The organism is Natroniella acetigena (assembly GCF_023227745.1).
GTDB lineage: Bacteria > Bacillota > Halanaerobiia > Halobacteroidales > Halobacteroidaceae > Natroniella > Natroniella acetigena.
The window spans coordinates 1-11567 of sequence record NZ_JALKBX010000071.1 but is presented as its reverse complement, the minus strand read 5'-3'; the positions used below and the strand labels follow the sequence as shown (position 1 = coordinate 11567).

General features: G+C 36.5%; 8 protein-coding genes and 2 riboswitches. Of the genes, 1 reads left to right on the top strand and 7 read right to left on the bottom strand.

Features of this window, described 5'->3' with window-relative positions:
- Window positions 1–30: 30 nt before the first annotated feature.
- The 6 genes from MWH25_RS11725 to MWH25_RS11700 are packed head-to-tail and all read right to left on the bottom strand — an operon-like array spanning window position 31 to window position 7605.
- On the bottom strand, window positions 31–1860 hold the full coding sequence (locus tag MWH25_RS11725) for an ABC transporter ATP-binding protein (protein ID WP_248627837.1): 1830 nt from the start codon (window positions 1858–1860) through the stop codon (window positions 31–33).
- 46 nt (window positions 1861–1906) lie between these two features.
- Complete coding sequence (gene tsaA, locus MWH25_RS11720; RefSeq protein WP_248627836.1) at window positions 1907–2329, bottom strand: tRNA (N6-threonylcarbamoyladenosine(37)-N6)-methyltransferase TrmO; 423 nt, start codon at window positions 2327–2329, stop codon at window positions 1907–1909.
- Window positions 2330–2367: 38 nt separating this feature from the next.
- Complete coding sequence (locus MWH25_RS11715; protein WP_248627835.1) at window positions 2368–4080, bottom strand: dipeptide ABC transporter ATP-binding protein; 1713 nt, start codon at window positions 4078–4080, stop codon at window positions 2368–2370.
- A 13-nt stretch (window positions 4081–4093) separates the two neighbouring features.
- Window positions 4094–4954 (bottom strand): ABC transporter permease, encoded by an 861-nt coding sequence (locus MWH25_RS11710; protein WP_248627834.1) that lies wholly within the window; start codon window positions 4952–4954, stop codon window positions 4094–4096.
- A 14-nt stretch (window positions 4955–4968) separates the two neighbouring features.
- Entirely contained in the window at window positions 4969–5946 is a 978-nt protein-coding gene (locus MWH25_RS11705) for an ABC transporter permease (RefSeq protein ID WP_345947260.1), read from the bottom strand.
- Between the two features lie 24 nt (window positions 5947–5970).
- Entirely contained in the window at window positions 5971–7605 is a 1635-nt protein-coding gene (locus tag MWH25_RS11700; protein ID WP_248627832.1) for an ABC transporter substrate-binding protein, read from the bottom strand.
- A gap of 231 nt (window positions 7606–7836) precedes the next feature.
- Window positions 7837–8063: riboswitch (cobalamin riboswitch) on the bottom strand.
- A gap of 492 nt (window positions 8064–8555) precedes the next feature.
- A riboswitch (cobalamin riboswitch) is annotated at window positions 8556–8859 on the bottom strand.
- Between the two features lie 567 nt (window positions 8860–9426).
- Between MWH25_RS11700 and MWH25_RS12980 the strand changes: the two genes are divergently transcribed.
- Window positions 9427–9555 carry a hypothetical protein gene (locus tag MWH25_RS12980; protein WP_282706959.1) on the top strand — a complete coding sequence of 43 codons (129 nt, stop codon included), beginning with the start codon at window positions 9427–9429 and terminating at the stop codon, window positions 9553–9555.
- 62 nt (window positions 9556–9617) lie between these two features.
- Here MWH25_RS12980 and MWH25_RS11695 read toward each other — a convergent pair whose 3' ends face one another.
- Complete coding sequence (locus MWH25_RS11695; RefSeq protein WP_248627831.1) at window positions 9618–11483, bottom strand: methyl-accepting chemotaxis protein; 1866 nt, start codon at window positions 11481–11483, stop codon at window positions 9618–9620.
- Window positions 11484–11567 lie beyond the last annotated feature (84 nt).

Here is an 11567-nt window from a genome sequence, read left to right as displayed (position 1 = left end):
AACCATCAATAATTGCAAAGCATCCTAAGACTAAATACTCAGTCTTCCAATATTTCCTTTTAGCTGAGAGTACTCTTCTATCTTCCCAGATTTTAAGACAGAGCCATAGAGTTTACTATAAAGTCCATTATTGGCTAATAGCTCTTCATGGCTTCCTTGTTCAATAATCTGGCCCTCCTTAACTACCAAAATACGATCTGCTCTTTGTACCGTCCAAAGCCGATGAGCAATAATAAAAGTAGTACGATCTTTGAGCACCTCTTTTAGAGCCAACTGCATCTTTTCTTCTGTTTCAATATCTATACTAGAAGTAGGTTCATCGAGTATCAACAGTCTAGGATTTGTTAGTAAAACTCGAGCCATAGCTAACCTTTGTTTTTGTCCACCAGAGAGATTGACCCCTCTTTCTCCTATTGGAGTTTCATAACCTAAAGGCAGTGAAGTAATAAACTCATGTATCTGAGCCAATTTAGCAGCCTCAATAATCTCTTCTCTAGAAGCTTCTGGAACACCATATGAGATATTCTCATAAATAGAGGCAGCAAAGAGGAAGTTATTCTGAAGTAAGATACCTACCTGCTGTCGGAGACTGTCAACAGTAACCTCCTTTAAATTATGACCATCAATTAAGATTTCTCCATTATCAGGATCGTAAAAACGGGGTATTAAATGGATTAAAGTACTCTTCCCTGCTCCAGTTGGCCCTACGATAGCTATAGTTTCACCAGGATTAACAGTTAGATTGATCCCCTTTAAAACCTGATTATTATCTTGATAGGAAAAAGAGACATTCTTAAATTTAACCTTTCCATTAACAGTTGGTAGTTCGTAAGCTTCTGGCGAATCTTTAATATCAGGTTCAATATCCAAAATTTCAAAGATTCTTTCAGCAGAAGCAACAGCCTGAGAACTAAAGTTGATCATCATCCCTGTCTGTTTAATAGGCTTAATCAACATAGATATATAGCCTATAAAGCCAACTAAAGTTCCTACAGAAATTGCTTGATTAATGACCAATCGTCCCCCATACCAGACTACCAAGGTAGTACCTAATCCCAATATAAAACGAGTATAAGGCATCCATTTAGCTGAAAGCTTAGCTGCTTCCATTTTGATATCAAAGTAATCTCTATTCTCCTCTTTAAATCGTTCTACCTCCCACTTCTCACATCCACAAAGCTTAACAACTTTAATCCCATTAAATACTTCCTGAGGGATTGATGTTAGCTCAGCAAATTTATTTCTAGCTCTGCGGAACATAGGTCTAACTCCAGTAGCATAGTTCTTCATAGCTAGTATCATTAAAGGTAACATCAACAGGTATAAGATTGCTAATTTAAACTCCCAACTGAACATAATAATAAATACGCCCACTATGGTCAAAAGATTTCCAGATATATGTATGCTGGAATTTGATAAAAATCGATTCAAGGCATCAGCATCAGCTGTTAAACGAGACATAATATCTCCTGTTTGGCTCTGATCGTAAAATAGAAAGGAAAGTTTGTTAAGATGAGTGTATAATGTTTTACGAATATCATAGATAATACTCTGTGATACATACTCAGCTAGATATCTTTTGCCAAAATCTATAACTCCTTTTAATAGTGATATTGCTACCATAATAAGCCCCAATAACCAAAGATAATCTGGTTCTCCCTCAGAAATCATATTATCTATACCATATCGAATCAGCCAAGGAGGGAGAAGACCTAATCCCGTAGAAATTAGAACACCGCAGATTACCCCTAGCAGAGCCAACCAATGATTCTGGGCATAACCAATAAGTCGACTTAATACTTTTAGCATGGATTTATCTGTAACTGTACTTTCTTTATCATTCTTTTTAAGATCCGACATGATCTTCCTCCTTTTATGCTCCAAGCATTAATTAATAACTAATTTCCTATTTAGTCTCCTCTTTTTTAGCAGTAGAATCTTTCTTCGGATCATCCATAACTGAAGCATAAGGTTTAAGATCAAGCACTGGTGTTCCACCTATAGCATCCAATCCTCTTATTTTAAGCCTTCTGCCCTCTCGCTCAAGTAACTCTACACAAGTAATACCTATAGAACTAGGTCGCCTAGGACTGCGAGATGCAAAAACCCCTCTCTCTTTACCATGGCGACGAGGAGCTTTCAGCTTATAACCATCCGAAAGGTGAAATTGAAATACCACCTGTAGATAGTCATTGTCCTCAATTCGATAAAGCCCCTCCTCATACTCTGGTTTAATCACAATAGTACTCTCCTCTTGTCGCATTTTATCTGGGCCAACTGGCTCTTTAAATTTACTCTCTACCGTACCAACAACTTCAAATTCCATCATTCACCATCTCCTTAATAATTTTTATTTTCCCTTAAAATCTAAATTAAACTTCTAAAAGCATTACTTAAGAGCTTTTTTGTATATCCATGCTTTGGATTTTCAAGGATCTCAAAAGAAACACCTCGCTCTACAATCTCACCTCCATGCATTACACAGACCTTATCGGCAATCTTACGGACCAAATGTAGATCATGTGTAATATATAACATGGCAAAACCGGCTCGATTCTGTAAGGCCTTCAACTTTCTTAATAAATTGGCTTGGGTTGAAGGATCTAACGACGAAGTTATCTCATCAGCAATCAATAATTTAGGCTCAGTTACTAAAGCTCGTGCTATAGCTATTCGCTGGCGTTGGCCCCCACTCAAAGCATGGCAGTAACGGTCCAAAAACTCCTTAGATGCAGGTAACTGTACCTTCTGCAAGCATTCAACTACTTTTTCTTTCCTTGCTTCTTGATTACCCCATTTAATTATATCCAGCGGCTCCTTAATGGCATCTAAGACCCTTAATCGACTACTGATTGAAGATGAAGGATCCTGAAAGACAATCTGCATTCCTCCGATCATCTTAGTCGCCCAGTTATCTTCCACCTTCTTGCCTCTATAATATATTTCTCCTTCATCAAAATCTTTAACCCCTACCAAAGTATGGGCCACTGTAGACTTTCCAGAACCAGACTTACCAACTAAAGCTACTACCTCTCCACTCTTAATCTCTAAATTTACTCCTTTTACAGCTTTAACTTCTTTACCCTTCATCCGATAAGTCTTCTTTATATCTCTAGCTTCCAAAAACTTCTCGATTCCCCCTTTATGGCAAGCTACCATCCGTTCAAGAGCAACATATTCTAAAGAAGGCCTTGAATCATTACAATTTTCTCCACTTTGACAACAACGGGGTGAAAAAGCACAACCCTTTCCTTGGGATACCTCCCCTTCAATCCCCCACAGATCCTTATACTTAAAGAGATTCGGGGAGGAGTTTAATAAGCCTCTGGTATAAGGATGGAGAGGGTCTTTAAATACCTTTTCTGTAAGTCCTACTTCAACTACTTGACCACAGTACATGGTCATTACCTGCGAGGTAAGCTCTTTAATAGTTCCTAAATCATGAGATATCATAAGCATAGCAAAACCTAATCGTTTCTGTAATTTATTTAACAATTGTAATATCTCTTCCTTACTAGCAGGATCTAAAGCAGTTGTTGGCTCATCAATAATTAAAAGCTCAGGATCACAAGATAATGCCATAGCTAACAAGACTCTCTGTCTCATTCCTCCTGATAGATTATGGGGATAATGATTTCTCCATTCAGGATTTAAACCTACTAAGTTCAATAACTCTATTACCCTACCTTCAAGTTCTTTTTTAGATAAATCATAATGGGTCTGAAGGGGTTCTCTGATCTGCTCTCCAATAGTCAAAACAGGATTGAGCACCTCCAGAGAATTTTGAAAGACCAAAGCAACCTTCTGCCAACGAAACTCCTTTAACTCTTTCTCTGATAAGCCTACTAGATCATGACCATCATAAACTATCTCCCCTTTAATTTCTCCCCCCTTAATCAGTCCCATTATAGCTAAAGCCAGTGTACTCTTCCCCGATCCTGATTCCCCAATAACACCTATAGTCTCTCCCTCCTTCATCTGAAGTGAAAGACCATCAACCGCCTTTAACTTATTATCTTCAGATCCATAAATAACAGATAAACCATTTACTTCAAGCAAATACTGATTATCTTCATTCATTACTAATTCCTCCTTATTTTCCCAATCGTGGATCGACTATTCTTTCCAGATCACGACCAATAAAGGCCAACGAAACTATCAAAATAGTCAGTGCTAACCAAGGATACAACAACCACCATCTCCAAAAAGGAGTATAATAAATCCCTGCAAAATTGAGTGCATGATGAATGATTAATCCCCAACTTCTAGAAGTGGGATCACCTAATCCTAAAAAGGAAAGTCCTGCTTCAGCTACAATAGCTCTACCCGACAGCCGAATTATACTAACAGCCAATAGAGGAGAAACTTCAGGTAAAAAATGCTTGCAAATTAAATACCAGCTACTGGCCCCATAGCTCTCAGCAGATTTAATATAACTTTGTTCCTTTAACATTAAAATTTGAGAACGTACAACTCTAGCCGGTCTAATCCAGGAAAAGAGGCTAAGTACTAAAATAATGTTAAATAGACTGGGGCCAAAGAAGGCAGCCAACAAGATCATGACCGGTAAATCAGGCATCACCATCATAATATCGATTAATCTCATCAAAATTTTATCAATCAAACCACCCTTATAAGCAGCAATAATACCTAAAATCCCTCCACCCAGAGCAGCCAGTAGGGCAGTTCCAAAGCCCACCATCAAACTAATCCGAGCCCCATTGGCTATCTGAGCCCACAGATCAATCCCCAGATCATCGGTTCCTAATAGATGTTCTCCATCAGGGGGAGTAAGCGCCGACCCCGATGATCTCTGGTGAGGATGAGAACTCAAGCAAGGAGCAAAAATAGCTATTAACAAAATAATTAAGATCATAATTAGAGCCAACTTACCTGATAAAGAAAACTGTTTAAAATAATTAACTGCTGATTTGACTTTTGGATAAAAATCCATAATTATCTTCCCACCTAACTTGTTGTTTGTTCTTGACTCTCTATTCTTGGATCAAGATGTTTATATATTAAATCTGCCATTAAGTTTGCCACTAGAACAAAAAGAGCTACTACCAGGAAAATTCCCTGAATCAAAGTATAGTCATGTACATTTACTGCCTCTTGCATAAGAAGACCTAAACCAGGGTAGTTAAATACATTTTCCACCAGTATCGCCCCGCCAACTAGAGAACCTAAACTCAAAAAAGTTCTAGTTACTATCGGCAACATGGCATTTCTTAAAATATGGCGCAAAAGGATTCGTCCTTTACTTAAACCCTTGGCCCGGGCAGTAACTAAGTAGTCCTTCTGAATAACAGTAATTACACTATTTCTAGCTAGTAAATAAATCCCCCCCAATCTAGCCAGGGTTAAAGTTATAATCGGCAAAAAAGCATGGTGGAGAATATCTACTATTTGTTCCCATAAACTTTCATAAGTTGTAAAGTGGCTCATAGCCCCTGAAAGAGGAAATAGTCCCAACATAGCAGAAAAAACAAATAAAATTAATAGTCCTGTAATAAAAGCGGGAATTTCTGAAATGGTAATCAGATTAAAAAATAAGAATTGATCGAAAAAATTCCCCCGACACCAAGCCGAAATGGTTCCAAGTAAACTTCCAATTATAGTCCGTAAGATTACCGTAGAAATGACTAGAAATAATGTCCATGGTAGTCTACGTAAAATGATAGTACTTACATCTTCATTATAATAAATACTGAGACCCAAATCTCCTCTAAGCAAATCACCTAGATAAGAAACATATTGTTCAGTAATTGGCTTATCCAAACCATATAATTCAAAATAATACTCTCGTTGTTCTTCTGTCAAAACCACTACATCTTCCTCAGTTTCTGACATAATCAGGAAGGGATCCCCGGGCATAGCCCGAGGAAGTGCAAAATTAAGGGTTACTATCACTAAAACAGTCAGTAAATACTCTATTACTCTCATACCTCTTACTTTTTTCAATTAAGATCACTCCCTTGTTAGATAAGAGAGTTTAGGATGAGTTAAAGAATGATGATCGAACATAAACATCCAGCCATCATACTTATCTGCTCTATAAGCTGTATAACCCGCTGGATAATAAAGTGCAATCTGAGGTACATCTTCAGCCAATAATTCTTGAATTTCAAAAATTATTTCTTCACGTCTTTCTTGATCAACTTCATACCTTTGCTCTTCCAATAATTGATTCAGCTCTTGATTTTCATAACCTAAACTCTGTGTGTCAACATATTCCTCATCATCAGTTGAAGTCATGAATCTTTCTCTTAAATAATCTGGGTCACCTCCCCAGCCACCTCCACCGTGAATAATTAATTGATAATCATTGTTATGGAGTCGATTATCATGCGTCTGACGTTCTTCACTTCTGATTGACAGATTAATTCCCAGTTCAGACAACTGTTCATTCATTATCTCTGCTAATCTGATCGTACTATCTCTGACAAATAAATCAAAGCACAACTTCTCACCATCTTCATTATAGCGAATTCCATCTTCATTAACCTGATCATAACCTAAGTCTACCAGTAATTCCTCTGCCTTATCTAAATTTTGACCATAATTCTTCACTTCAGGATTATACATCACATGATCTGGAGGCAAAATCCCTGCACTTCCAGGCACACCAGCTCCCCGAGCATCTCTTTCTACCATATCTTCAAGATCCAGGGCATAACTGATAGCCTGTCTTAACTCTTTATCTTCAAGTTGAGCATTATCTTGCATATTAAATCGTAAACGATACCCCCAGAAAGCTGGTCTCTGTACAACTTCAACCCCTTCCTGTTTCTCAAAACGTGGTAATAAGTCTGTTCCTATTCTGGTTAAATCTATTTCCCTCTGTTCAAAGGCCATAATATCTTCACTAACAGGTATAAATTCTATAGCTTTCACATTCTGCCTTGGCCCCCAGAAGTCCTCAAAAGCTTCAAAACGATAAGTACCATGCTCTTGACTATAATCCGCTAAGCGGTATGGTCCAGTTCCTATCACCGCTTCTTCTTCAAGATAATCCTCTGGATTCTCCACATCTTCCCAGATATGTTTGGGGATAATAGGAACCCTACCTAGATTATAAAGCAAACTGGCATTGGGTTCAGAAGCAGTAAATAAAACTTGATTATCCCCCTTTACTTCCACTTCAACCTCATCAGGTTCAACTCGCGTTCTTACCATTGGATGTTCACTGCTATATTCAAAAGTAAATTTAACATCTTCAGCAGTCATAGCCTCTCCATCCTGCCACTTAACTTCATTACGAATAGTAAACAGATACTGTCGACCATCATCACTGACTTCATAGTCCTCAGCCAACCAAAGAACCAATCCATCTTCATCTCTCTCCAATAAGCCATCAAAAATCAAATTCATCTTATATGCTCCTGGCCCTCTTGAATAATGAGCATAGGGAGTAGGATAACCATCATCACTCCCTCCTTCTAATCTAACAACTTCCACCTGTTCTTCTGCTTCATCAATTAAATCTACATCCTGCTCATCCATAGCCTCTTCTGTTCCACAACCAAATAAACTAAAGACCAAAAGAGAAATTACTAATAATGTTATTAATCTTTTTCTTAATCTCTTAAACTTTAACTTCATTAAAGTACCTCCTTTTCTTTTTCGTATTACATCTCTTTAAAATTTTTGTTATTATACAAATTAACTTCTAATTCTTTCTTATAAGCATCCCCCATTAAAATAATATTAACCCTGATCTTGATATCAAGATCAGGGTTGCTTATAAATATAAAGGTCTCAATTCAATAATCTGAGACTCAAGATAACTAGCTACTAGGACTAATTACCTACTCCCTCTTACCATCGAAGATCTGTAGGCTCAATGATTAGGCAGGTCTCCTGACTTCTAGCTTATAGACTTCACCTTCCCTAGATATTGAAATATCCAAGTGGTTTTATTAAGTCTTATTAGTAATTATCAATTATCAATTGTCAATTGCTCTTTTGCTAGTTACAGTAGCGGGCCTGTTCAGGCTTTGCACCTGATTCCCTATTCTCCCCTGGTCGTAGCCAGCGGCACCCAATTATTTAGCATTATTTAGTTTTGGTATTACACTATATCCCTGCAAAAAACACCTTTCAATCTTCAGCTGAAAACTCTACTTCAACTAAAGATTGAAAGTAAGGGTACTACTATACTATGGGATTAACAGCAAATTAATAAAAACACACTAACATAACAATAAATATATAACCAATTACCTACCTTCTTTTACCAACGAAGATATAATAAATCCAGATGTTGATTATACTTTTAAAAAATTAGCATGCACAGGGAGAAAAACTATAATTTAATTAGTCTTCTCAATCTCACCTCTACATGCTGTTTAAGAAGTGTTTTAAAATGAGTAATTAACACAAACTATAATCTATGAAAAAATCTCAAAAATAAATAAAACCCCTTTCTCACATAATGAAGGAAAGGGGTAGAAAGGGAAGACTTTACTAAAACATTCTAATAAAAAATCCTTTCTCACAACAGAGAAAGGATAGAATAATCATATATCTAATATTCCCATCCTCGTGAGTGATATTATCCCCCATTTTAGGCAGGTCTCCTGACTTCTGGCTTACAGACTTAACCTTCCCTGAAGGTTTGTTATTAGTTGCTAGTAGCTGGTAACTAGTTACTAATCACTAACTCCTCCAAGTGGCTTACTTAAGTCTTATTAACAGTCAATAGTTTTTGATCTTGAACTTCAACTATTCAATATTCATTATTAACTATTAACTGCTTTTTTTCTTCCAGTTACAGTGGCGGGACCGTTCAGGATTTTAACCTGATTCCCTTTTAATCAACAGCAAATCTGTTGAACCTAAAATGTAGACTTATTCAATTTGTTAATATTATACATTACTTATGGTCGTTAGTCAAGGAATTTCATTAAAAAATCTTTTTTATAATTTAATATTAATTATTTAAATTAATTACAAAAATGAAAAGATAATTCTAATAAATTTTTATCTATTTAAGGGACAAATTAAGTTACTCCAAGAATGTTTGACGCTCCACGGGGCAAGCCCAACGTGGATTCCTCATTCCTAGAAACGAGCCTATGTCAACCTAATATCAATTATTAGATTTGGTAGGTCTTACAGTTTCTCCAGAGGCTTAGAATCCCGTACGCCCTACGGTACTGACGATTAAGGAATTCTGATACCTTGAATATTTTATGTAGCAAAGGAGCTTGGTTATCGCTTAATTCTTGCTACAACCCTATATATTCAGTTGTTAGATTTACCTTAACTTATTATTAGTATATCATATTTCAAAAATAATATCGAATTATTTTTGAAATAGCACTTACATCCTGAGGGCAAGCCCGTCAGGTTTTACGTGCAAAAGATGTATAACTATTTTTAAAACTGGAGAGACTTTAAATATGAAATGGAGGTGAAATAATGGCTGTAAATGGATACAAATATACAGACTTAAACCAAGAACAACTAGAAAAAATCAAAAATATCGAAGCAGAAATAAATCAAGATAGCAATGATGAAGTTATTCTACTAGCTTTTAATAGAGACTAATCATTTTAAAATACTCGGAGAGGTTTAAACCTCTCCAAGTTACAGTTATCTATCTTATAAACTTAAACCTTATATTGTTCTACTACTTCTTGTAATTTCTGTGCCATTTTTGCTAATTCCTGTGATGAGTTAGCAACTTCATCAGACATATTCTTAATATCTTCAGTTGCATTAGTTACTTCTTCACTATTTTGGGCCAACCCATTAGTAGCATTTGCAGTCTGTTCAATTTGGACTGAAGTTTCTTCTACTGCCTCATAAATTTTAGTAAACACTTGACCAGTCCGTTCTACAATCTCCTGACCTGTTGTTGCTTTTTCATCCACTTCAGTAACTGCTTTTAATCCCTTCTCAGACTGTTCTTTTGTTCTAATAATCAACTCAGTAACCTCTTCAGTTGCTTGGGAAGTTTCTTCAGCTAACTGTCTTATCTCTTCTGCTACAACTGCAAAACCTTGTCCATGTTCACCTGCTCTAGCTGCTTCAATAGCTGCATTCAAAGCCAAAAGATTGGTCTGTTCAGCTATATTAGTAATTAACTCTACTATTTCTTCAATCTCTTTTGAATTATCAGCCAATCCATTAATTACTACTACAGTCTCTTGAACTGAATCGTTAATCTCTCTAATGCTTTCAACTGTCTCTTCAAGATTATCGCTACCAAAACTTGCTTGTTGATTAGCTTCTTGAGAAAAACTTGCTACTTCCTCAGCACTGGCTGAAATCTGCTGAATACCCGCTGACATATTTTCAATTAAATCTTTAGCACTATCGATCGTCGCAGTTCCTTCCTCTGCTGAAGCTGATAACTCCTCACTGTAAGCTGATAAATCTTCCGCAGCCTCGTGTAATTCTGCTACTATCCTTCTATTTTCAATAATATATTTATTGATAGTCTCTGCTAAAACGCCCAATTCATCATTTCTTTCTATGTTCTCAATCTGGACAGTCAGATCACCTTCATTTATTTGCTTAATTGTAGCCATTATATCACCAATAGGCTCAGTAATATAACTACCAAGCTTAAACCCTACAACTAATAAGAGTACTAAAGTAATTATTAATATACCAATCAAAACATTTCTAACATTATTTATAGGCTGACTGATAAATTCATCAGGCACCCTAGTTGCTAACTTCCATTCATTAATCTCAGGAATCTCCTGAAAATAAACATAATTACTAACACCATCTAAAGTATAGTCTACTCTTCCTCTCTGGTTATTGAGCATATTATCCGCTGCATCTTCCAGCTCAGGCCTTTCCTTTATATTCTCTTCTAAAACCAACGCTGAATCAGGATGGGTAATAAACTGCCCTTCACTATTAACCAGATATGAAAAAGAATCTCGATGATCAACACCCATATCAGAAACCAACTCAAATAATGTCGTTTCTAAACTAATTGTCCCTCCCATCACTCCTACTACTTCCCCATCATCCTTAATAGGAGCTGCAACAACTGAAACTGGATTTCCTGTTCCCCGCGAAGTAAAGGGATCTGTAACTACAGTTTCTCCAGCCATAGCCTTCGGAAAATACTCTAAGTCACTTGCTTGTCCAGTCGCCCCATTAGTAGCATTGACATATCCATCACTATCGGCAATGAATAATATCTCATAAGTCTTAGAATACTCCTCCTGCCGTTCCTTTAAAAACTCTTCTGCTTGCTCCCACTCTGCACTCCTAACTTCTGAAGTTGCAGCATAATCTTCTAGTTGACCCCTTCTTTCCTCAAACCAATCACTAATCAAATCAGCTTCCTCAGCTGTAGTTTCAATTACCATATCTTCAACTAGATGAAATACAGATTCATAAATCCAAAAATTGGTAATTAGAATAACTGCAGTAAAAATCACTATACTAGTAACTGCTATGATCAACATAATCTTATTCCTAATACTTCCCTCTAATTTCTCCTTTAACATTCTACCACTCCCTCTATAAATTAAATTTATCTCACTTATGCTCGCTTATTCTTAGAATTTCATTTTCTTTTAAAAAAGGATTAA